We start from the raw sequence: 23159 nt of genomic DNA, 5'->3' as shown, positions 1-23159 counted from the left end.
TTTACTTTAATTGGTATAAAGACTCGATAGATTATGGTTTATAAGTATCGTTGAAGTTATTTGGGGATAAACAACAGATATAAAAAAGCCGATGCTTGGCATCGGCTTAGTTTGAGTTGTTTTGACTTAAGCTGGCTGAACTAGAGCGAGCGCTTTACGAGAAACCTCATGAGCTGCTTTCGTCAAGTTTTGCTTCTCTAGTGCGTCGGATAGGTATCCGTAATCTGAAACATTTGAGCGAAGTGCTAGGGCTTTTTCGAAGTGGCTTTGTGCTTCCGCCCACTTCTGCTCTCTTAAGTAGAACTGAGCCAGCGCGCTGTGTGCTTCGGCATTACCACTGTCTTTACTAATTGCACGTTCTAGCATGACCACTACTGGGTGGTGATCGGATAAGTTCAGCTCTGGAAGCAACATGTAGAGTTCATTTGACCCACTCTTTGCAATGTTCTCTTTGATCACAGTGAAGGCTTCTGAGTCAGCTTTGCGAGCGATAAGTTGCTTCACAAAGCAGGATACAAGGTGCGAACTTTGTTTCTGTTTTCTTGAAAGCTTGTTCCAATGGCTGATTAAACCTTCGCTACCTTGCTGTTGTGCCACATCATGAAGTAGCCCACATTGTGCTTTCTGTTCTAATTCACGTTGCTCATCAGCTGTTAGAAGTTTGTTCTTAACTAATTTAGGAGTTAACTCTAGCAATGGCTGCCATAACTTCAGTTGCAAGTAAGTGGCTTTTAACAGGCCAAGTACAGCAGTGTTATTAGGGTATGTGCCTTTTAGGGTCGAAAGTGTATCGAATGCAGCTTCGTAGTTTGACTCGCTGATTTGCTGTTTAGCTTTAGTTAGCTCAACCGCTAGTAGAGAGTCGTCCTGTTGGCTAGCAAGCTCGATGTACTTATCTCGCTCACTTGTATTACCTTGTTCGTGTGCCGCTTGAGAAGCGACTAAATAACAAAGTAGAGGCATGTCGTGATGGTTAGCCCAACGTGTTACCTTCTTCTCAGCGCCTTTCCAGTCACCTTCAAGCAGCTTGATGATGCCTTCATTGGTATAACGACGAGAGCGTTTCAATTTACGAACACTGAACCAATTCCAAGTTGTCGAGCTCGCGTACATAAGCTTTTTAAATAGGTACTCTAAGCCGAATAGAGCCGCTAGAAGAGCGATGACGAAGATAACCAGTGTTGTCACGCTCATCTCAATGGTCTTATTCGCAATTGAGATCAGAACGTAGCCTTGTTGACCAGAGAACTGAGTACCAACAATTAACCCAGCACCTAGAACGAGAAAAAGAAAAATCCAACGAATCATTATTTTTCCTCCGTGGTCATAACGGTGACTTCACGACGTAGGCGCTCACGTATCACATCTGACAACTCATTTTGAGACTCAAGCTTTACAGGGTATTTCACAGAGATGTTCTGTTCACTTAGCTGTTTAATCGCTTTCTCAAATTCAATCACTGAGTTGTTATCTTGATTTAGATAAGCTTTCGACCACTCGCTAGCGGTATTAAGAGCTGCGCTATAGAGTTCACCTTGTTCTTTGTAGACGGCGCGAATCGCGGTTTCTAATTTACCTTTGATGTTTTCACGCAGGTAGAAGTGCTGTTCTGGTGATAGTAGAGGGATAACTTCGCCATCACGACTGCGGAATGTGATGAAGTTTTCTGAGAAGTCTTTCATCGACGTCATCAGGTTGTTCTGCCAATCATTAATATCTTGCGATACCGCTTTTTTCTCAACAACCGCAGCTTCCGGAAGAATCGCATTGGCAAGCGGCAGTGTATCGACTTGCTGTTGCAAGCTTGTGATACGCAGAACTAAGCCGTCACGGTCGATCAGAGGAATAGTGCGAAGCTTGGTAATGTCATTGGTCATTGATTGACGCAGTGACACTAAGCTCGGGTCATTCAGTGCTGCGATACGTTGATCGGCGCTTTCCATTAACTTGGTTGCGCTAACGGCATCATGCTCAAGGAACAGTTTACGTCCTGCTAGTTTCACAAGGTAATCGGCTTCGGCAAGTAACCAGTCATTCGGGCGGCGACCTTTCACGTCAGCCACTGCTAACTGCAGGCTTTGAATGCTCTTCTGCTGTTGAGATTGCACGACCTGAGTTTTCTCCACCGCGTGTGAGGCTTCTTGGATAGTCTCTTGCTTGATGGTTTGTAGGTCTTTATTTACCGCAGATTGGGTATTTTGAAGTTGTGCTTGAAGAGCGGCTATTTGAGCCGAGTATTCAGCGCTCTTTTGCTGCATTTGAAATGCGATACCGCCACTGAAGATAATTGAAATAGCGATCGCAATAGCGCCTAGTTTGACACCGCGCTTACCTTGCTTTTCTGCTTTCTCTATTTGCTCTTTATGCTCAGCTTGAGGCTGCTCATTTTTAGCGGTATTTGAAGCAGAGGCATCAAGCTTCTGTTCAGGTTGTTTTGTCTCTGTAGAGTCAGCTTTTTCGTTTTCAACAACTACTGGCTGAGTATCTTGTTTCTTTTCAGGTTCAATATGCTCATTATTTTTTTTGCTTGTCATGCTTATTTCCTGTTTCTAGCTAGGGCCGGAGAGCAGCCAGTAATATTTGGTTCGTAGCACTGTGAGTATTGGTCACATTCGAGAAGCCGAGTTGTTGTGCTCGTTCTACAATGCGCTGGCTTGGGACAAATAGATGTCTTGTTGAAAGCCAAGCCAAATACTCATCAGGGGTAATTGAGCAGAGATACTCCAATTGTTCCTGACTAGTGATGACAACTTTGGACGTTTTTTTGTTTATCCATGTTTGATAGGTATTGTGGTCGCTAATAGGAATATATTCTCTACGGTAGGTCTCACAATAAGAGACTTGTGCACCTCGATTGAGTAGAGAATCCCTAATGAGCTCACGCCCACCATTGCCACGTAGTATCAAAATGGACTTATTTTCTACGCCATTAAGTTCAGTAAGTTTAAGAAGATGTTCACTATCACTAACTTGAGGATAGTTTACTTTTTGTTTACAGACTTTGCTTAAAACGTGCGCAGTTTTTTGACCAACGCCAAGATAAAGCGGCGAAGTAGGCCAAATGGATGAGGTTTTTGAAAGGATGCTTTGGGCAGCCGACACGGCGTGGTGACTGACTGCAATAATGATATCGCTGTTATTAAGCTGGGTGCTTAAATCCGCAGAGTTGGGATTATCCACGATACGAATCAGCGGATGATGGATTGCTTGAACCCCTTCATCCGCTAGTTGTTGGCAAAGCGATTGTCCCTCTGAACCGGGACGAGTCACCAACACTGTCATGATTATTCTTGGTCAACGTAGAGCTTGGTTAAGATTTCTCTCGCGCCATCATCCAGCAATTGATTTGCCAGAGTCACGCCAAGTGCTTCTGCATCTTTGCGAGGGCCAGAGATCTCACCACGAACCATCTTAGAACCGTCCGGTTCACCAACTAATGCACGTAGCCAGATGTTTTCGCCATCTAATAATGAGTAGCTGCCGATAGGAACCTGACAGCCACCTTCTAGGGTAAGGTTCATTGCACGTTCGCACAGTACACGATCAGCCGTGTCTTTATGATTCAGTGGTTCAAGGAGTTTAATCAGACGCTCGTCATCAAGGCGACACTCAATACCAACAGCGCCTTGGCCAACAGCAGGGAGAGACTGCTCTGGTTCGATGAAGCTACGAATACGCTCTTCTAGCTCTAGACGTTTAAGACCTGCAGCAGCCAGTACGATCGCATCGTATTGACCATCATCGAGTTTACCTAGACGAGTACCAACGTTGCCGCGCAGCTCTTTGATGATCAGATCTGGGCGGTATTCTAACAGTTGGCATTGGCGACGCAGACTGCACGTACCCACGACAGCACCTTGTGGGAGTTCGTCGATGTTGTTGTAAGTGTTTGATACGAAAGCGTCACGCGGATCTTCTCGCTCACAAATTGTTACCAGACCTAGACCTTCAGGGAAGTCGACAGGTACATCTTTCATTGAGTGAACCGCTAGGTCAGCACGACCTTCTAGCATGGCTACTTCAAGTTCTTTAACGAACAGTCCTTTACCACCCACTTTAGCAAGCGGAGTGTCTAGGATGATGTCACCTTTGGTCACCATAGTTACTAGCTCAACCTCTAAACCAGGGTGAGCAGCTTGCAGTGCATCCCTTACAAAGTATGCCTGCCAAAGGGCAAGAGGGCTTTTTCTGGTCGCGATACGGATTGGTGCTGAATTTGTCATGGTGTTTCCGATATAGGTTCTGTAATAGCCTAATCCTACCATTATGAGGCGAGAATTCTTACTGTTTGATCATTCCATACTTTGATAGCTGAGAGATTTTCATGAGTTCACCAAAATAGTGTGATTAGTATCTCATTTGAAACATGGGCTATTATTAGAAATAGTCAATAAAGAGGACACTACGGCGCCGTGAGTTTAACTTTCTGTCATCAAGGAATTGACCAGTATGACGGGTTCCTTTGCTTTACCATTAAGGGTAAAAGTGTTAAATTGATCACGTTTTGTTGCTCCTTTCGTTCAGTAACTAAACAGAACTGCACTTAACCTCAAACCAAGGACTTACCTTGCAGGCTTACACTCAAACTTTGATTCAACGATTAGACAATCTAAATCAGCAGCGCATTGATCGTGCGTTGGCGTTGATGAATGTGCAAGGCCAGCGAGTATTCAACCTTATTCCCGCACTGCTTCACTTCAATCACCCGATGATGCCTGGTTATTATGACCAACAAGTTCCTTTTGGAATTCGTAGCTTCACGCTTAATGAATTCCAAAAGCAATTTGTCTCTGATACCGAATTAACGCTGGGTGGCAAACTCACCGAGACGGATGAACCAGCAATCCTTGGCTTGTACACCATGGGTAGTACTTCTTCTATTGGTCAAAGCACTTCAAGTGATCTTGATATCTGGGTGTGTGTTTCCCCGGATATGGATGGCGCCTCTCGCGATAGCCTAACCAACAAGTGTCTCTTGATTACCGATTGGGCTGAAACCTTGGGAGTAGAAGCGAACTTCTTCTTGATGGATGAACAGCGTTTCCGTTCGAACCATTCAGAAGAGATGACCGGCGATAACTGTGGTTCTTCACAGCACTTATTATTGCTTGATGAGTTTTATCGCTCTGCGGTTCGTTTGGCTGGTCAGCGTTTGTTGTGGCAAATCATTCCGCCAGAAATGGAAGAGTGTTACGACGAGTATGTTCAAGGTTTGTGTCAGGATGGCTATCTTGATTGCTCGCAGTGGATCGATTTCGGCAAGCTGAATCGCATTCCCGCTGAAGAGTACTTTGGTTCAAACCTGTGGCAGCTCTATAAGAGTATCGACTCACCGTATAAATCGGTTTTGAAGGCGATCCTGTTAGAAGCCTATTCATGGGAATACCCAAACACCCAACTGCTGAGTATTGATACCAAGCGTCGCTTCTTCGCGGATGAACCGGATCTGTATGGCATGGATAGTTACTATCTGATGCTTGAGAAGGTAACGCGCTACCTAGAGCGTATTAACGACCATACTCGATTGGACTTGGTGAGGCGCTGTTTTTATCTTAAGACCCACGAGAAGTTGTCACGAGATGCGGGCATTGGCTCCGTTGCGTGGCGTCGTGAAGCCTTAACCGAGATGACTAAATCTTGGAATTGGGGACATGAAACCATTGCTGAGCTCGATAACCGCCGTAACTGGAAGGTTGAGCAGGTTAAAGTAGTGCACCATGCACTGCTTGATGCCTTGATGCTGAGCTATCGTAATCTGATTCAATTTGCGCGTCGTAACGACATCACTTCGGCAATCAGTCCACAAGATATCAGCATCTTGGCACGTAAGCTTTACGCTGCGTTTGAGGTATTGCCAGGTAAAGTGACACTGCTGAACCCACAAATCTCTCCGGATCTGCATGAACCCGACTTGAGCTTCATCGAAGTTCGTCAGGGTCAGTCGAATAAAGCAGGTTGGTACTTGTATAAGCAGCCACTGGTTGCACACCGCATTCTTGGTCAGCCTTCTCTAGAGCACCATGAGTACTTGAGTAAGTTGGTAGCATGGTCGTTTTTTAATGGCTTGATTACCGAGTCGACACGTTTGCACTCTGTGGTACGTGACGCTCACATCGATATCGATAAGTTCTATCAAATGGTGAGCGACCTGCGTAATACGTTTTCTTTGCGTAAGCGTCGCCCAAGTATGCAAGCACTGGCGAGCCCGTGTGAGATAAGCCAGCTAGCGATGTTCATCAACTTTGAAAATGACCCGACGTCTGAATTAAGTGGTCGTGCATTAAAAGTGGACCTCAAGAACGCCGATATCTTCAGCTTTGGTGAGGAAGGTAAGAGCTTAGTCGGCAGTGTCGACTTAGTTTATCGTAACTCTTGGCATGAAGTACGTACGCTGCATTTCCAAGGTGATACGGCAATGCTGGATGCGCTGAAGACGGTGCTTGGCAAAATGCACCAAGATGCTTTACCGCCAGAATCGGTTGATGTGTTCTGTTACAGCAAAAACCTGCGTGGTGTGATGCGTAACATGGTGTATCAACTGCTTGCTGAGTGTATCGATTTACGATTGAAACCGATTGAACCCGAGAAGCGCCGCCGCTTTAAGGCTATTCGTTTAGCTAATAAGATGTTTGGTCTGTTCTTCGAACGTCGTGGTGTGTCGGTACAGATGTTGGAAAACTCGGTCGATTTCTACCGTAGCATCTCAACCAATAAGTTAAAGGGCTCACCTTTACTGATGCTCGATAAAGAGCAAGAGTATCAGCTACCAGAAGTGGTGGATGGTTTTGCGAGTGAGGGCTTGATTCAGTTCTTTTTCGAAGATACCGACAAAGGCTTCAATATTTATGTATTGGACGAGTCGAACCAAGTTGAGGTCTACCACCAGTACAGCGGTGAAAAAGATGAGATGATCGCGAGCGTGAATTCTTTCTACACATCGGTAAAAGATGAGTCGAAGATGTCGTCTAAGTTGATTAACTTTAACCTACCTCAGTACTACCAAATCGTTCATCCTGAAGAAGGCAATTCTTACGTTGTGCCTTATCGTAACGATGCAACTTTAGCTTCTCGGAGCTCAAAGATAGTTAACATCTAGTCTTACTAAGCCCGATTGATTTTAAAAAAAGGAGTGATTGATTCACTCCTTTTTAGTTTTTGCTTACAAATGATTAGACCCAATCGATCGCTTCACCTGCGTGCTTCACGCATTCTTCTTTAACCATCTCAAACAGCTCCATGCCCGTCTTTGAACATGTCCACTTGTCGTCAACTAGCTTGAAGTGAAAGCCACCAGATTTAGACGCTAACCAGATTTCTTTCATTGGTTCTTGGCGGTTAATGATGATTTGGCTGCGGTTCTCAAACTCCAGCGTCATCACGTTACCAGTCACTTCGTAATCAATATCTGCCTCTGATTCATCGATAGCTTCTTCGATGTTTTGCATCTGTATATCGACCAGCTGATGAAATTCAGTCTCGTTCATCCTTTCTATCCTATTGCTTTTCCTGAGTGTGGTGCGATTATAGGGGGCATTGAGTTAATAATCACGATATGCAAAATGAAAAAATTAATTGCTGCTCTATTTATGATGTCCGTTATTGGACTTTCTGGTTGTGGTCAAACGGGTCCTTTGTACGATCCTGATGAAGTTCAGCAAACCGAACAATCACAATAAGTGAAAACACGCAGAAATCGTTATTTATAAGGGATAAGAACTTTGGATTACTTCAACTATCAGGAAGATGGCCAGCTTTGGGCTGAGGACGTCGCACTTTCACAACTAGCAGAGCAATATGGTACACCGCTGTATGTATATTCTCGTGCAACATTAGAACGCCACTGGAATGCGTTTGATTCATCGGTTGGTGAGCATCCGCACTTGGTGTGTTATGCCGTTAAAGCTAACTCAAACCTTGGCGTGTTGAATACTTTGGCTCGTTTGGGCTCTGGCTTCGATATCGTTTCTGGCGGTGAGCTAGAGCGTGTGGTTGCTGCCGGTGGCGATCCAGCAAAAGTTGTATTCTCTGGTGTCGGTAAAACAGCCGCTGAAATGAAGCGTGCGCTTGAGTTGAACATTAAGTGTTTCAACGTAGAGTCTGAACCAGAACTAGAGCGACTGAATAAAGTAGCTGGTGAGCTTGGTGTTAAAGCGCCGATTTCACTGCGTATCAACCCAGACGTTGATGCGAACACTCACCCTTATATCTCTACTGGTCTGCGTGATAACAAGTTTGGTATCGCTTTCGACCGTGCTCCTGCTGTCTATGAGTTTGCAAAAACACTCGATAACTTGTCTATCCATGGTATTGATTGCCACATTGGTTCTCAGTTAACAGATATCGAACCTTTCATCGATGCAACCGATCGCCTGCTTGCGCTGATCGACCAGCTACGTGCTAACGGTATCAACATCAAACACCTTGATGTCGGTGGCGGTTTGGGTGTGGTTTATCGTGATGAATTACCACCACAGCCTTCTGACTACGCGAAAGCCTTATTGGCTCGCCTAGACAATCATTCTGATCTAGAGCTGATTTTCGAGCCTGGAAGAGCGATTGCTGCTAACGCTGGTGTATTATTAACGAAAGTCGAGTTCCTCAAGCCAACAGAGCACAAGAACTTTGCCATCATCGATGCAGCAATGAACGATCTAATGCGCCCAGCACTTTACCAAGCTTGGCAGGATATTGTTCCTGTGAGCCCTCGTCAGGGGGAAACTGTGACTTACGATTTGGTTGGCCCAATCTGTGAGACAGGCGATTTCCTAGGTAAAGATCGTGACCTTGTTCTTGAAGAAGGTGATCTGCTAGCGGTTCGTTCAGCGGGTGCTTATGGCTTCGCGATGTCATCTAACTACAACACTCGTTCGCGTGCGGCTGAAGTGATGGTGGATGGCGATAAAACTCACTTGGTTCGTCAGCGTGAAGAGCTTACGAGTCTGTGGGAACTTGAAAACATTCTTCCGGAGTAATTTTAAGCGTTATGCACTTCCACTTTTCTAAAATGCATGGTTTGGGCAATGATTTCATGGTCGTGGACTGCATTACTCAAAATATTTTCTTTTCTCCAGATTTGATCCGTCGCTTGGCGGATCGTCACACTGGCGTGGGCTTTGATCAGCTACTTGTGGTTGAGGCTCCCTATGATCCAGAAACTGATTTCCATTACCGCATATTCAATGCGGATGGCAGTGAAGTGGAGCAGTGTGGCAATGGTGCACGTTGTTTTGCACGATTCGTTCGCATGAAAGGCTTAACGAATAAGTACAGCATCAACGTGAGTACCAAGAAAGGTAAAATGGTTCTCAAGATTGAAGAGAATGACCTGATCACGGTGAACATGGGCATTCCTGAGTTCGAACCCGGCAAGATTCCATTCAAGGCCAAGCAGCCAGAGAAGACGTATATCCTAAGAACGGATGTACACACCTTATTCTGTGGTGCGGTAAGCATGGGTAACCCACATGTGGTTACCGTGGTTGATGACGTCGACACGGCTGATGTGGACACCTTAGGCCCACTACTTGAATCACATGAACGTTTCCCTGAGCGTGTTAATGCTGGCTTTATGCAGGTCGTTAACCGTGAAGAAGTTCGTCTACGTGTTTACGAACGCGGCGCGGGTGAAACTCAGGCATGTGGTAGCGGAGCGTGTGGCGCAGTTGCAGTGGGTATCACTCAAGGCTTACTGGCTGAGAATGTGAAGGTTCGTCTACCAGGCGGTGACTTACACATTAGCTGGCAAGGCCCGGGTAAACCTCTGTTTATGACCGGCCCTGCAACGCATGTGTTTGATGGTCAACTTTCTTGCTAATAACGACCCAAAACAAATATATTCATAAAAATAAAGGATAGGTTTTGTCTTACGTTGAAGCCGACGCACTCACCGCAGAAGTGGTCGCGGAATATTTACGTGATAACCCAGATTTTTTCCAAGACCGAAAAGATTTGGTTGATCGCCTTGCTATCAATAACGTTGAGCAGGGCGCTGTTTCTCTGGTTGAGGTTCAGCTTAAACGCCAACGTCATCGAATCGAAGAGCTTGAAGAAGAGATCACTGGCTTGATGTCGTTGGCAGCAAATAACGATAAAACCTTCTATGAGTTTATGGATCTGCAAGCGCAAGTGCTGAAATGCAGTGACTTCATGCAGGTGATAAAAGCCGTTGAACAAAAAGCGTTAGATCTTGGGCTTAAGGCTCATGTTCGTATTCTTTCGCAATCTGGCTTTTATCAGTTGAGTGCTGAGGGTTACTCTAAGTTTTCGCTTAACCATTTCAATGGCAAAGATGCTTATCTTGGACGCTTGAGAAAAGCCGACAGACACGATTTGTTTGGTGATTATCCAGTTCCAGAGCTAGGCTCTTATGTAGTACTACCGCTTGCTAAGCAGTCTCCATTGGGTTTGCTCGCCTTTTCTAGTGAAGATGGCGGACATTTCCAACCCCATATGGATACGCTCTTTTTACGCCATTTAGCACTTGTTGTCGCTCATTTGGCGGACACCTTACCTTGGCAGATAAATAATGAGCCTAGAGCCCAAAATACCTCTTCCTAACAGCCTTCAAAAGCCACTTTCTCGCTTCTATGAATATCTCCGAAGCGAGAAGGGACTCAGCCTACACACCCAACGTAATTACAAACAACAACTTGAAACCATGGCCGGTCATTTAGTCACTCTAGGGCTAAAGGATTGGGGTCAAGTCGATGCGGCGTGGGTCAGACAACTGGCCAGTAAAGGCATGCGTGAGGGAATGAAAGCGAGCAGCATTGCAACGCGCTTATCGTCACTGCGCAGCTTCTTTGATTTCCTTGTGTTGCGTGGCGAAATGACCGCCAATCCAGCCAAAGGTGTCTCTGCACCTCGCAAACAACGCCCTTTGCCTAAAAACCTCGATGTTGATGAAGTGGGTCAACTGCTTGATGTGAATGAGGACGATCCATTGTCGATTCGTGATCGAGCGATGATGGAGGTGATGTATGGTGCTGGATTACGACTGGCAGAACTGGTCGGCATCAATCTGAAAGATGTGTTGGGTCGACAAGGCGAAATCCGAGTGATTGGTAAAGGCGACAAAGAACGTAAAGCGCCTTTTTCTGGTTTAGCTAAAGAGTGGGTCGATAAATGGCTCAAAGTTCGTGGTGAATTGGCTTCACCGGGTGAAACCGCGCTGTTTGTCTCTAAGCTCGGGACTCGTATCTCTCACCGCAGCGTGCAAAAGCGCATGGAAGAGTGGGGCAAGAAGCAATCTGTCGCGAGCCACATCAGCCCGCATAAACTGCGTCACTCCTTTGCAACGCATGTGCTGGAATCGAGCCAAAATCTTCGTGCTGTGCAAGAGTTGCTTGGCCATGAAAACATCTCGACGACCCAAGTGTATACCCACTTAGATTTCCAACACTTAGCACAAGCTTATGATCAGGCTCACCCGAGAGCTCGTAAGAAGAATAAAGATTAGATTAAAGGGTTTACTATGCGAATTTATCGAGGGTTAAAGCCCATCAAAGCCATGACCTTTGACTTGGATGACACCCTGTATGACAACTGGCCTGTGATCATGAAGGTTGAGAAAGAGATGGCACAGTGGCTTTATCAAAAGCACCCAGTGTCGGCTTCTTTATCGCTTGAAGAGTGGCAGGGCATTAAGCAGCAAGTCGCATCTGAAAACCCAGCTTTGAAACATGATGTCACCGTGTGGCGTGAAACTCAGATTAAGAGTGGTTTGCTGCAATTGGGTTACTCTCTGCAGCAAGCAGAGCAAGCGGCTCGAGAGGGCATTGAGCATGCCTTGTGGTTGCGTAATCAAGTCGATGTCCCTCAAGAAACGCATCGAGTGATGACTGAACTTAGCCAACGTATTCCTCTGGTTGCGATTACCAATGGCAATGTCGATCCACACAAAATTGGCTTAGGGCTGTACTTTCAATTAATCCTTAAAGCCGGCCCTGATGGCAGAGCAAAACCCTATCCAGATATGTTTGAAAAAGCTCAGCAACACCTAGGTTGTGACGCTGAGAATATTCTTCATGTTGGCGATCACCTCAAAACGGATGTCTATGGAGCCAAGCAAAATGGCTTCCAAGCGTGCTGGTTTAATGACACTGGTTCCAATTTATACCGCTCCCCGAAGGCGAGTGTGCTCCCTGATGTTGAAATAGACCAACTTAGCGATCTTATGCGACTAATTTAATGGCTCGGTAAGCTTATTGTGTCGCATTTATGCTATTGAATTGTTACATTAGTCGCCTATAAAAGCCTGATTAGGCTAGGATAATTGGCGACTACTTTTTATCGATTCATTTCAGTCATAGCAGTGGTTGCGGGTTGTTACTTCACTCGATTTTGAACAAGGGTTGGCATGCAAACATTTACATTTCTCGCAAATACTGAGGCGTTATTTAGAGCTCAATTTGATCAGCGAGAATGGTGTGACAGCAAACAGTACCTTATTCAAATTTTCTCAGCTCAATCTTCAGATCTAGCTCGTCAAATCGCGGGTGTTGCCCTCAATCGTTTAAATAATGCGACGCTAATTGGCCAGAGTGCTCGTCATGTTATCTGTGATAATTGCCTTGAAAGTGCATGCACCTTAGTCATCATCAGTGAGTTCAACGAAACCCATCTAACCTCTGCGGTCCAGCCTTTTTCCGGCAATCCAAATCAAGACAGCCAAGACTTAGCTTTTCAGCTGCGCCTTACAGAAGAAACCAAAACGGTCATCAGCTTGTGCGATCAGGTTGAAGGGCGTGATTATCCTATTTATAGCGCTTTTGAAAATTTGCCTTACGCCTTGCCGATAGCTGGTGGACTGTGCCATGAGAATGAATTTGGCCGTTGGGTTATGTATAACGAGCAAACCTACCAGCACGCCTGTGTTGCTGTGGCTCTGACTAACCCAAGATTGAAGGTTTGGTCGGACGCGTACTCTGAGTGGAACCCGATTGGGATGAAGCTACGAGTCACACACGCAATCGGAAATCGCTTATACGCATTGAACGACAAGCCGGCTATTGAAGTATTCAAACATTACCTTGCGGATGGCAAAGACCTTCCTTTTAGTCAACTGATGAGCTTTCCACTTTATCGAGAACTTGGCAGAAAGAAGGGTATCTCGACGCCGCTACGTATTAATGATGATGGCAGTATTGAGTTTGATAGCCCTTGGCATGTCGGTGAAGAGGCGCAGTTTTGTTATAACCACCCATCGCTCACTGCAGAAAAGGTGCACCACGGTGCCGAGATGCTAGCCATGCATCAGCCTGAATCGGTGATCATTTATAACTGCGTATCTCGACTTGAATTTATCGACAGTAAACTTGAGCTCAAGCCATTTGAAGGGATAGTGAATACATGTGGTGCCTACTGCATGGGGGAGCTATACCGTAATGAAGACCGCCAAGAGATACTGCACCACAGCTTGACTTATATCGCTATGCGCGAGTCTGACGAGATTAAAGAGTTTCATTGCGAAGACTTTCAGTGTGGCTCAACCGTGTCGCCATTGCTTAACCTAGTCAGAAATGCAGTCGCTGATCTCGACAGTATGAATACTCAGATGGAAAAGAAACTCCATCAACAAGCGCGTCGCTTAACCGAAAGCTATCGCATTGACTCGCGTACTGGTTTGCCGAACCGTATCGTACTGAAAGAGCGCCTCAATACGATTCTGTTCAGTGAACATCTGCTGACCTTAAAGCTAACCAACTTCCATCAGGTTAACGAGAAGTATGGTTATCAAGTGGGGGATCAGCTGCTACTCGATCTGTCTAATCACTTTATCGAGCGATTACAGCTTCGTGTGGTTAAAGAGCCTCGCGTGAAGGTAGAGCTATTCAGTATTGGTGTTGGAGAGTGGGCGATTATCTTCAATGCTAGTGTTGGTAGTACGAAAATAAAAGAAGGTTTCGTTGAGTTCGCCGATGACATCGAACACATAAATTTTGAGCCATATGGTTTGGCTGATATTGATTACCTGTCAGTTTCTCTGTGTGGCGGCTTTGCTAGTCGTTGTGACTTCTTAACCGACAGTGGTGACCAGATCTTATTGAAAGCGATCGAAGCTCGACGCTATGGAGTACGTAACAATACCCACATCACCAATGCTAAAGACATTCAGGTGAGTGAAGAAGATCGCAAAGAGCAACTAGGCTGGCTGAGCTGTGTAAGTCGTGCGATTTTAGATCAGAACATCATCACTTATTCCCAGCCAATTGTGGAGTCGGTTACGCACGAAATGATTGGCCAAGAGTGCTTGGTCAGAATCATGGAGTCAGACGGTACCATTGTGCCACCAGGTAAGTTCTTACCTATCATTGCCGACACGCACCTTTACACTCGCCTCAGCCGACACATGATTAAGAACACCATAGGTTATATGGCGGATAAGCAAAGCCCATTTTCTATCAACCTATCCCCGCAAGATTTGTTGAGCGACAAGACGCTTGAGGTGCTCGAGACCGCCATCAGTGCTATGAACGATCCCACTCGACTTGGCCTAGAGGTTCTCGAGTCTGAGCAGATTAAAGATTATGGTCGCATGATTGAGGTGTGTGATCACTTCCGTGCTCTCGGGGCGAGAATCATTGTTGATGACTTTGGCTCTGGTTACTCCAACATCGAGGAAATCATTAAGCTTGAGCCACAGATCATTAAGCTCGACGGTAGCTTGATTCGTAATATCGACAAAGATCAAAAACAAAGAAACATAGCCTCTCAGTTGATTCGTTTGTGCCAAGTGTTCAATGCCAAAACGGTCGCTGAATTTGTCCATAACCAACAGGTTTGTGAGATAGCAGAGCAAATGGGTGTCGATTATCTGCAGGGTTACTACTTCGGTGAGCCTAAGCGACTGTTTTAGCAGTTAAAGCTTCCCGCATTGTGTAACGACTGGCTATAAAAGTACTGCGCCGCCATTAATGACTGCTTTTTGGCGGAATGAATGATGTCTAACTAAGGTCACATTATTCATAACGCGATCGCAAGTATTCCGTGCAAGCCTTATCTATAATAAGCACAATAATAAATCATTAACGTAACGATTAATGTGAATATGCAGTCGACTTCTCTCCTGATACAAGACATTGAGTAAACCCAACGTGAATTGGAAAAGATAGATTTTCATCAACATGAAAGCCTACTGATTCAGGTGTTTTCGTCTTTCGAGAAAGGTTCTGTTTTGGCTGCCTGCCAAGTGATTCAATCGACTTTTCCCAATGCCAAATTGATTGGTTGCAGTGCTAACCACTACATTAGTCAAGGTGTCATCCTGCACCAAGGTCTTTATCTGATTGTTACCCGCTTTGACGCGATGTCTTACTCTTGTGGTGTTGTCGAATATAGCGAACAACCATTGCTCGATAGCCACGCTATGTGGCAACAGCTTGAGTGCAATGATAATACTCAAAGCATCATCTGTTTCGCAGACCGCTTGCAGATAAATAACCGAGATCTATTTTCAGCGTTTGAGCAGTCGATGTATTCATTACCGATCTGTGGCGGTGCATCGACCATCACAGATAATGGGCGATGGGTGATGTTAGACGGCATTTGCTATGAAAATGCCTATGTGATGTTGGCGCTGCACAGTGTTGAGCTCTCCATCGCTAAGGGTTACTACACTGAATGGAATCCGATTGGTCGAACTTTTCGAGTGACAGGTGCTCAAGAGAACCGGTTGTTGGAACTGGATGGGATGCCTGTTCGCGAACTCTACAATCGTTACCTCGCTGATGGCCTCGAAGTGCCTTTTGAGCAACTGCATAACTTTCCCTTGATGGTCGGTGACCCGAAAGAGCAAAACATTCACTTACCGCTCAAGGTAACGGAAAGTGGAGAGATAGAATTCAGCGGCCTGTTCCAAGTGGGCGATGAGGTCCGGTTTTGTTATGACCATCCATCACTGACCTTAGAGCAGATACGACTGGGCGTGCAGCAGATCGCCTCTCATAGGCCAGAACAGTTCTTCATTTACAACTGCACCTCTCGCATCGACTTTATCGATGGCAACCAAGAGGTAGAGGTTTTCCAAAAATTGGCCGACAGCTATGGCGTTTACTGCATGGGAGAACTTTATCAAGAGAATAGCCAACAGCGAATCTTGCACCATAGCCTCACTTACCTTGCGCTTAAAGAGGGTGAGGGTAAGGGTAAGGGTAAGGCAGTATTGCCATTAGAGACACAACCCGCTACCAATATATCCCCTCTGTTTTCATTGATCCGAAATGCACTGCTTGATGTCGATGATATGAATAACAGTATGGCGAGTAAGATTCAGCAGCAAGCCACTGCATTGACGGCAAGCTACCGAATTGATCTCCGTACTGGTTTACCCAATCGCAGTGTGTTGCGTGAGAAGCTGTCGAAAATGAGCAGTGACAGCCACTTGTTAGCTTTGAAGGTCACGACCTTTGGTCAGATCAATGAGAAGTATGGCTATCGAGTGGGTGACAAGCTTTTACATGATTTGAGTGAGTACTTTCAAAAGGCGCTGTGGCAGTTCTTTGATGAGGGTTGTCAGCTCTACAGTATCGGTATTGGTGAGTGGGCGGTGGTGTTTGATAGCTGGGCGAGCCAAGAACATATTCATCAGCGATTCTCGGAATTTGCCGATCAAACCGAGCATGTGAATTTTGAGCCTACCGGTTTACCCGATATTGATTACTTGTCGGTGTCTATCTGTGCGGGTATCGCCAGCCGTCGAGATTTCCCGACTACCTCTATTGATGACTTATTGTTGAAGGCGATTGATGCGAGGCGCAGCGCTGTCAGCCAGAACAAGCACCTAGTGAGCGCCAAGGCACTCATTCAATTGGAGAAGCATCGCCAAGAGCAACTTGGTTGGCTGTCGTGCGTGAGTCGCGCGGTGCTTAATCAGAATATTGTGGCGTGCTCTCAGCCCATAGTTTCAGCACACAGTCATCAGGTAGAGAGCTACGAGTGTTTGGTTCGAATTGAAGAGGACGGTCAGTTAATTGCACCGGGTAAGTTCTTGCCAATCATTGAAGGAACCCATCTCTATACACGCCTCAGTCGTCAGATGATAACGCGCACCTTCGATTTTATGAGTCAGCGAACCGATTCGTTCTCAATTAATTTAGCGCCACAAGATTTCAGCAATGAGAAAACCATTCTTCACCTTGAACAAGCGATCAAGAAAATCAGTCACCCACAGCGTATTGGCTTGGAGGTGTTAGAAACGGAACAAATTCAGGATTACGGTCGCTTGATTGAGGTGTGTAATCACTTCCGCGATCTTGGTGTGAATATTATTGTTGATGACTTTGGTTCGGGCTATTCGAACATTGATGAGATATTGAAGCTAGAACCACAGGTGATCAAGCTTGATGGCAGTTTGATTCGCAATATTGATAAAGATAAAAAGCAGCGCAAGATCGCTCAGCAGTTGGTGAGCTTATGCCAGATTCTGAATGCTAAGACGGTGGCGGAGTTCGTTCATAATGAGCAGGTGTGCCGTATTGCTGAAGACATGGGGGTCGATTACTTGCAAGGGTATTACTTTGGTCAACCTCAGCGTTTGTTTTGATGGAGCGAGCGTTTCACGTGAAACACTGGTTGGCTCAATAACGAAAATACGATGTAAAAAGGGTGAGCTTATGGCTCACCCTTTTTGTTTTTAGTGTCTGTCTCGTCCCGAAATGTGTTTTTACCTTCCCGCGCGCCTGCTTGGTCTATTTGAGGGCGTGGCCACACTTGTCGGCGTGGAACACTTTTAGATAATGCTGGTAGTAGTCATCAATGAGCTTGGCAGATTCACTTTCACCTAAAGATTTGAGTAACTCAATACCCACTTCACAAGTACACAAGTGGCCACTGTCTTGGTTGCGGCGCAAGGTGTATGAAGATTCGCTGGTAATATCGAGGTGAACTTGCGGAACGGCTTGTAACCACGAGCTCTTGTTAAGCATCTTCTTCGCTTCTTGCCATGTGCCATCCAAGATGATGAATAGTGGCTTACGGCTCTGGGCTTGGGTCATTACAGCTTGCTGGCACTCGACACTTTGATCACTTGGGAATAAAAGAAACGGTTGTCGTGTTTTATCGTCAAGCAGTGCGATGAGCTCCGCTGGTGGTGTTTTCCTTTGCCATACAATGGACTGACACTGATCAAGGGATTGCTGAAGCAGCTTCCCTGTATTGGTATCGCGTGACAGTTCATTCTCATGAGTGAGCAGTACAAGATCGATTTGGCTTGCGACACTAGGTATCAGGTGACAAATACATTGGTGAGTGAAGCTACAACCATGGCAAGCTTGTTGGTTACTCATGTTTACAACTTAACTCCACTTTGTGCGGGTGAGATACCATCAGCAAACAAAACCACGTCGCTGATATCAGCATCATCTGCAACTGGAGCGACACTTGGGTTTAGCGGGTAGCTGACACCAGAGTATGAAAGTGTGTGTTTCGCCGGTGTTGCACCGCCGCCACTGACATTGAAGATCAGATCCTGCCAGCCGTGGTTTTGCGATTTACCTAAGCGTATGTCGCCCTTAACCAGTGTCACTCGGCTATTGAAGCGCCAGTTATCTTGATGGTTTTCGAAAATTAGCAGTGTACAGCCACCAGAACCACACCAATCGAGTTGGGCGAACAGCTCTTCTTTACCGTCGCCGTTGAGGTCGTAGGTTAACCAGCGGTATTTAGTGTCGTCAGGTGAGTTGTTGTTGATCTTAAAGTATTCGCGGATCGCTTGGTCGACTTTTGGATCAAGCTGATCGCTGGAGTTCACCTGCTTTGCGGTTAGATCAACGTTAGTGGTGGTGTTTACTTGTGCTTGCGCACTCTTAGCTTCGAATAGCACCAGACCGCCATTGGCAATCGGATACACCACGTTGCCCACTTTCTCTTTTTCAGCGATTAGCTTGCCATTATCGAGTGTGAAGATGCGCTCGGAGATCAAATATTGTTGCTGGTGGCGAGTCATAACCACTTGTACCTGATTTTGGTTCAGTTGCTGCCAGAAGCCTTGTTCAACAATAGAAGGGTCTCCATTGCTGTATGAATAAGTCGTGATAGCACTGTGGTCATTGTTGAGTTCAAGGTTGATAGAGAACCCTGAGTTTTGCGTTGAGCTAGCGAAGTAGAGTCCGCTCCAGTCCAGCGTTGGATCTTGGTTAGAGACCGTCGCACAGCCATTGTAGTTACTGTCATTGAGGTTAAGCTTGGCATGCCATCCATAGATAGAATCGCTCATGCCGTCGCTACAGCTCTCTTTCGTAAGGTTGAGTTTGCCTTGCGCAGCTTTACCTTCTAATTGGTAGTCACGGCTGCTCGATGTGGTGCGGCTTGATTCAATATCGAGGGTCTGTGGCTGTTCGCCCATCTTGGTGTATTTCAGCTGGTCTTTATCGAAGGTTGCTGACCAGAAGGGTTCATTACCAAATACTCGTGTTGAGCGCAGCGGTTGGACGCAGCGATCTGGGTTCTCTGCGGTTAGGATGTTCACTTGGTCAACCACGAAACGCGCTGTGAAATCTGCGTTATAACCCGTTTGGCTCGGCACGGTTAGGTGACCAATCAGCTCGCCATATAAGGCTTGGTAAGGTCTCGTTGAGAGCCCTTGTGCTTCTAACGCTAACTCTGGAGATAAGTCTAACCAGTATTGTTGTTGGCTACCGCAAGGAGTGAAGGTTCGGCTTTCATGGCCAACCACCACCTGACCACGCATGATGAAGGTTTGCGGTTGAATGCTCAGTGGCTCATCCAAGTTTGCTGGGGGCTGTTCAGGTTGTTGCGGCGTATCAGGTGCCGTAACACAGCCTTGTAGAGCGAACGCGACTAGCCATGTCACTGGGTTTTTCATTACCTTCATGTTATATCTTCCTCGGAGCAACCGTTAATTGGATTTATTATGGCATATTGGTTATTTAAAACAGAACCCGACACCTTCTCTATTCAGACTCTTAGAGTACAAAAAACCTCTTGTTGGGAGGGTGTACGCAACTATCAGGCTCGAAACATGATGCGTGATGACGTCAAGCTTGGCGATCTGGTGATGATATACCACTCATCATGTAAAAAAGTTGGCGTAGCGGGGATCGCTAAAGTAACCAGAGAAGCCTACCCAGACCACTTTCAGTTCGACCCTGAGAGTGATTACTACGATCCTAAGTCTTCACCCGATAACCCACGCTGGATCATGGTGGATGTCGAGTTTGTGCGAGTGACTGAGCGCTTGATTCCTTTGGTTACGCTTAAAGCCATGCCTGAACTCTCCGAAATGCCCTTGGTGAAACGCGGTAATCGCTTATCGATCATGCCGGTTACCGAACAAGAGTGGCAGGCAATCTTAAGCAAAGAAGTGTTAGGTTCTCGATAGCGTTAGAGAGAGCTTTTTACGTAAGGTTCAAAAAAGGCAGCCAGTTGGCTGCCTTTTTATTTATTCAGATCTGTTCAACGAGCGAGATTAGAGCAGATGCTTTTCTAGGTAGTGAGCAACGGCATCGTCTGCGTTACTGCCAATCACTTCATTGTCAGGTAGTGCTTTCATCACTTTCTCATGTGATGTACCCATGATTAGACCTTTACCCGCCATAGCCAGCATTTCAGCGTCGTTCATGCCATCACCAAAGGCAACACAGTTATCCAGAGTCAGGTTTAGTGATTTTGCAACAGCGTCTAGAGCGTGGCCTTTAGAGACTTCAGCTGCCATCACTTCCAGACACCAAGGTGTAGAGAAGGCGATGTTCAGTTTGTCGCCAAAAGCATCTCTTAGCTTTTGTTCAAACGTGACGAGATATTCGTGGTCTTGTTCTGGATGTGTGAAGAAGACTTTCGCGATGCCTTCGCTTGGTGCGTTTTCAGCTTCAAAGCGCTTGTAGCTAAAGCCAGACTCACTGTGGAATTTAGCCAACATTTCATCTTCACGGTCTAGTAACCAATCTTCATTCTGGTACATGTGAATAAAGAGGTTTGGATCTTGGCGCACAATATCAATAACTGGCTGAACGAGTTCCTGAGGTACGTTCTGGCTATACATCAGTTGATCGTTTTGGTCATGCACGCGTGCACCGTTTGAAGTGATCATGTACGCCGGAATACCTGCTATCTGACGAATACCCGCCACATCGACGTGGTGACGACCCGTAGCGAAGATGAAGGTATAACCTTGGTCGTGTAATTTCTTAAGCGTTAGCTTGGTAAAGTCGCTTAGCTGATGGTTGGGAGCCAAAAGCGTACCATCTAAATCAGAAGCAACAATTTTCACGGAATCTTTTAGTGCAGGAATACTCATTTAACCCTCATTGCAAAATGCTTAACCAATATTGACGCTAGCCAGCGCTAGAATCGTTTTAACTACAATATCTCTAGGTAGAAATTGTATGCCAAATTCATGCAAGAAAAGAGGGCAAAGCTCACTTACTTCTCTTCCTCTTTAGCGCTTATTTTCTTGGTAGGTTGCTTAGCCTATTAGCTCTAGGCGAAAAACTGATTGATCGCATCCAGTGTTTGATTGCGATATTCATCCTGCTCAAACAACACCTCATGCCTAGAACCCTCAATCAACTTAAACTGACAATCAGAGTTGGTTTTCTTCAGCTTAGAGATGAACTTTACTTGAGCACTGTTACTGACAATCTTTTCATCCCCAGCTTGAATCAATAGCAGAGGGATCTTGATTTGACGAGTTTGTTGAATTGCTTGCTTGGCGGCCATTAACCCTTGCCACACCCAACGCGTGCTTGGTCCACCCACCTGCAAAGATGGAGACTCGTCATATAAGCGGCGGAACCACTGATAGCGAACCTTACTGTGGCTCAGTAAGTTGTTTTCAAAAGGCTTCGAATAATATGCTTGCTGGCCCGGCGCGTAAGTTGGCTTGGCATAAAAAGCGGTAAGCACTTGTCCAACGATCATCGCGATAGGTTTCAGGTACCACTCGGTATTGATACCAAACATCGGAGCGCACAGAGTCACCTTATCAAACGGGTGGTCTGGATGGGTTTGTAGGTAGCGAGTGGCTATGGTGCTGCCCATTGAGTGTGCGAGCAGGTAGCGATTGGAATACTTACTGAGATCAAAACTGGCAATGACGTCAGACATGTCAGATTCATAATCATCAAACTCATGAATGTGACCAATGTCAGAGTCTGTTACCATACGTTCAGACTGGCCTTGACCTTGGTGGTCAAATGAATAAACGTCATAGCCTTGTTGATAAAAATCATAAAAGATTTCTTGGTATTTTTGGCAGCATTCGATACGGCCATTTGAAATCACAATAGCTTTGCTGTGCTTTTCTGAGGTGAGGCTGCACCAGTACAGTTTCTTTTTACCAGACGATGTTAAAAACCCCTCTTTTCTTTGTTGCCAAAGAGCGTTGATCGGGTGTTTAATCGCATGATCGAACTGAGGTTCTTGAGTGTAAGGGAAGGTGGCTTCGCTGTGGTTTTCCATGGGAAATTACCTGAACTGATGCGTGTGAGAGCTTTATTGCTACTAATGTTGTTAGATTAAAGAACTAGTAAGGAAATGCAAATGGATACTCATGTTTGGCTTGCTTATGTTGTCACAGCGATTTTGTTTAGCTTGGCTCCGGGCTCGGGTACCGTTAACTCAATCAGTAATGGGCTTAGCTATGGCACTAAAAAGTCACTCGCATCAATTGTTGGCTTACAGCTTGGTCTTGCGTTTCACATTATGCTGGTGGGCGCGGGTATCGGTGCACTCGTTGCTAAGTCTGCGTTGGCGTTCACCATCATTAAGTGGGTCGGCGTGGTGTACTTACTTTGGTTAGGTATTCAAAAGTGGCGTGATAGCTCGAGCCTAGTAGCATCTGAAGAAAGCTCTACTCTGTCGAGTGGCAAACTGCTGAGAAACGCTGTGCTTATCAACCTAACTAACCCGAAATCAATCGTGTTTTTGGTGGCTTTGTTTCCTCAGTTTATTGACCCTACACAACCTCAAGCACCTCAGTTATTAGTGCTAGGTGTGACGACAGTATTCATTGATAGCGTTGTTATGTTGGGTTACACCTCATTAGCGTCACAAATGGGACGTTTTATTCGCTCTGATCGCATAATGGGTAAGATAAATAAAATATTTGGTGGTATGTTCATGGGCTGCGGTGCTTTGCTAGCTGCCGCGAAAGCTTAGATTAAGCGACTGAGTTATAGTTAAACCAATCAGAGTTATCAAGA

The 23159-nt window shown here is 45.8% G+C and carries 20 protein-coding genes; 11 read left to right on the top strand and 9 right to left on the bottom strand.

Annotated elements, in window-relative coordinates; all coding sequences use genetic code 11:
* Positions 1-126: 126 nt before the first annotated feature.
* The 4 genes from AB4482_RS14265 to hemC are packed head-to-tail and all read right to left on the bottom strand — an operon-like array spanning position 127 to position 4223.
* A complete protein-coding gene (locus AB4482_RS14265) occupies positions 127-1308 on the bottom strand; it encodes a heme biosynthesis protein HemY (protein WP_017061005.1) in 1182 nt (393 codons plus the stop codon).
* A complete protein-coding gene (locus tag AB4482_RS14260) occupies positions 1308-2534 on the bottom strand; it encodes a uroporphyrinogen-III C-methyltransferase (RefSeq protein ID WP_017061006.1) in 1227 nt (408 codons plus the stop codon). The genes AB4482_RS14265 and AB4482_RS14260 overlap by 1 nt, the downstream gene beginning before the upstream one ends.
* A 19-nt stretch (positions 2535-2553) precedes the next feature.
* The gene (locus tag AB4482_RS14255) at positions 2554-3282 is read right to left on the bottom strand and encodes a uroporphyrinogen-III synthase (protein WP_136977265.1); all 729 of its coding nucleotides are present in this window, start codon (positions 3280-3282) and stop codon (positions 2554-2556) included.
* A 2-nt stretch (positions 3283-3284) separates the two neighbouring features.
* Entirely contained in the window at positions 3285-4223 is a 939-nt protein-coding gene (gene hemC, locus AB4482_RS14250) for a hydroxymethylbilane synthase (protein ID WP_017061008.1), read from the bottom strand.
* 344 nt (positions 4224-4567) lie between these two features.
* Here hemC and AB4482_RS14245 point away from each other — a divergent pair, with 344 nt between their 5' ends.
* Positions 4568-7096, top strand: coding sequence for a class I adenylate cyclase (locus AB4482_RS14245; RefSeq protein WP_136977261.1), 2529 nt, complete (start codon positions 4568-4570; stop codon positions 7094-7096).
* Positions 7097-7169: 73 nt separating this feature from the next.
* Here the strand turns inward: AB4482_RS14245 and cyaY are convergent, their stop codons facing one another.
* Positions 7170-7484 carry an iron donor protein CyaY gene (cyaY, locus tag AB4482_RS14240; protein WP_017061010.1) on the bottom strand — a complete coding sequence of 105 codons (315 nt, stop codon included), beginning with the start codon at positions 7482-7484 and terminating at the stop codon, positions 7170-7172.
* Positions 7485-7559: 75 nt separating this feature from the next.
* On the opposite strand from cyaY, the gene lptM reads away from it, so the two are divergent.
* The 8 genes from lptM to AB4482_RS14200 all read left to right on the top strand — a co-directional run bounded on the left by lptM (position 7560) and on the right by AB4482_RS14200 (position 17542).
* Positions 7560-7676, top strand: a complete 117-nt coding sequence (gene lptM / locus AB4482_RS23075; protein WP_017063757.1) for an LPS translocon maturation chaperone LptM — start codon at positions 7560-7562, stop codon at positions 7674-7676.
* Positions 7677-7718: 42 nt separating this feature from the next.
* Positions 7719-8972, top strand: a complete 1254-nt coding sequence (gene lysA / locus AB4482_RS14230) for a diaminopimelate decarboxylase (protein WP_017066756.1) — start codon at positions 7719-7721, stop codon at positions 8970-8972.
* Positions 8973-8983: 11 nt separating this feature from the next.
* The gene (gene dapF, locus AB4482_RS14225; RefSeq protein WP_017061013.1) at positions 8984-9814 is read left to right on the top strand and encodes a diaminopimelate epimerase; all 831 of its coding nucleotides are present in this window, start codon (positions 8984-8986) and stop codon (positions 9812-9814) included.
* A gap of 44 nt (positions 9815-9858) precedes the next feature.
* Positions 9859-10557 (top strand): DUF484 family protein, encoded by a 699-nt coding sequence (locus AB4482_RS14220; protein WP_017061014.1) that lies wholly within the window; start codon positions 9859-9861, stop codon positions 10555-10557.
* Positions 10526-11458 (top strand): tyrosine recombinase XerC, encoded by a 933-nt coding sequence (gene xerC, locus AB4482_RS14215; protein ID WP_017061015.1) that lies wholly within the window; start codon positions 10526-10528, stop codon positions 11456-11458. Before AB4482_RS14220 ends, xerC begins: the two co-directional genes overlap by 32 nt.
* Positions 11459-11473: 15 nt before the next feature.
* On the top strand, positions 11474-12190 hold the full coding sequence (gene yigB / locus AB4482_RS14210) for a 5-amino-6-(5-phospho-D-ribitylamino)uracil phosphatase YigB (RefSeq protein ID WP_017068593.1): 717 nt from the start codon (positions 11474-11476) through the stop codon (positions 12188-12190).
* A 168-nt stretch (positions 12191-12358) separates the two neighbouring features.
* A complete protein-coding gene (locus tag AB4482_RS14205) occupies positions 12359-14857 on the top strand; it encodes an EAL domain-containing protein (protein ID WP_017061017.1) in 2499 nt (832 codons plus the stop codon).
* Positions 14858-15100: 243 nt separating this feature from the next.
* Positions 15101-17542: an EAL domain-containing protein gene (locus AB4482_RS14200; RefSeq protein WP_372181102.1), complete on the top strand. Its 2442-nt coding sequence runs from the start codon at positions 15101-15103 to the stop codon at positions 17540-17542.
* A 145-nt stretch (positions 17543-17687) separates the two neighbouring features.
* Here the strand turns inward: AB4482_RS14200 and AB4482_RS14195 are convergent, their stop codons facing one another.
* Positions 17688-18284, bottom strand: coding sequence for a tRNA-uridine aminocarboxypropyltransferase (locus tag AB4482_RS14195; RefSeq protein ID WP_372128523.1), 597 nt, complete (start codon positions 18282-18284; stop codon positions 17688-17690).
* A 2-nt stretch (positions 18285-18286) separates the two neighbouring features.
* A complete protein-coding gene (locus tag AB4482_RS14190) occupies positions 18287-19831 on the bottom strand; it encodes a COG3650 family protein (protein WP_372055695.1) in 1545 nt (514 codons plus the stop codon).
* Positions 19832-19870: 39 nt separating this feature from the next.
* Here AB4482_RS14190 and AB4482_RS14185 point away from each other — a divergent pair, with 39 nt between their 5' ends.
* The gene (locus AB4482_RS14185; protein WP_017061021.1) at positions 19871-20338 is read left to right on the top strand and encodes an EVE domain-containing protein; all 468 of its coding nucleotides are present in this window, start codon (positions 19871-19873) and stop codon (positions 20336-20338) included.
* Between the two features lie 87 nt (positions 20339-20425).
* On the opposite strand, the gene AB4482_RS14180 is transcribed toward AB4482_RS14185, so the two are convergent.
* The gene (locus tag AB4482_RS14180; RefSeq protein ID WP_017061022.1) at positions 20426-21253 is read right to left on the bottom strand and encodes a Cof-type HAD-IIB family hydrolase; all 828 of its coding nucleotides are present in this window, start codon (positions 21251-21253) and stop codon (positions 20426-20428) included.
* A gap of 182 nt (positions 21254-21435) precedes the next feature.
* Positions 21436-22416 carry an alpha/beta fold hydrolase gene (locus tag AB4482_RS14175; RefSeq protein ID WP_017061023.1) on the bottom strand — a complete coding sequence of 327 codons (981 nt, stop codon included), beginning with the start codon at positions 22414-22416 and terminating at the stop codon, positions 21436-21438.
* An 81-nt stretch (positions 22417-22497) separates the two neighbouring features.
* Here AB4482_RS14175 and rhtB point away from each other — a divergent pair, with 81 nt between their 5' ends.
* Complete coding sequence (rhtB, locus tag AB4482_RS14170; RefSeq protein ID WP_017061024.1) at positions 22498-23115, top strand: homoserine/homoserine lactone efflux protein; 618 nt, start codon at positions 22498-22500, stop codon at positions 23113-23115.
* The last annotated feature ends 44 nt before the right edge of the window (positions 23116-23159 follow it).

This window comes from Vibrio sp. 10N.222.55.C7, from assembly GCF_041473335.1.
GTDB lineage: Bacteria > Pseudomonadota > Gammaproteobacteria > Enterobacterales > Vibrionaceae > Vibrio > Vibrio crassostreae_C.
Note: the sequence above shows the minus strand (reverse complement) of the source record. Positions and strands in the feature narration are given on the sequence as shown.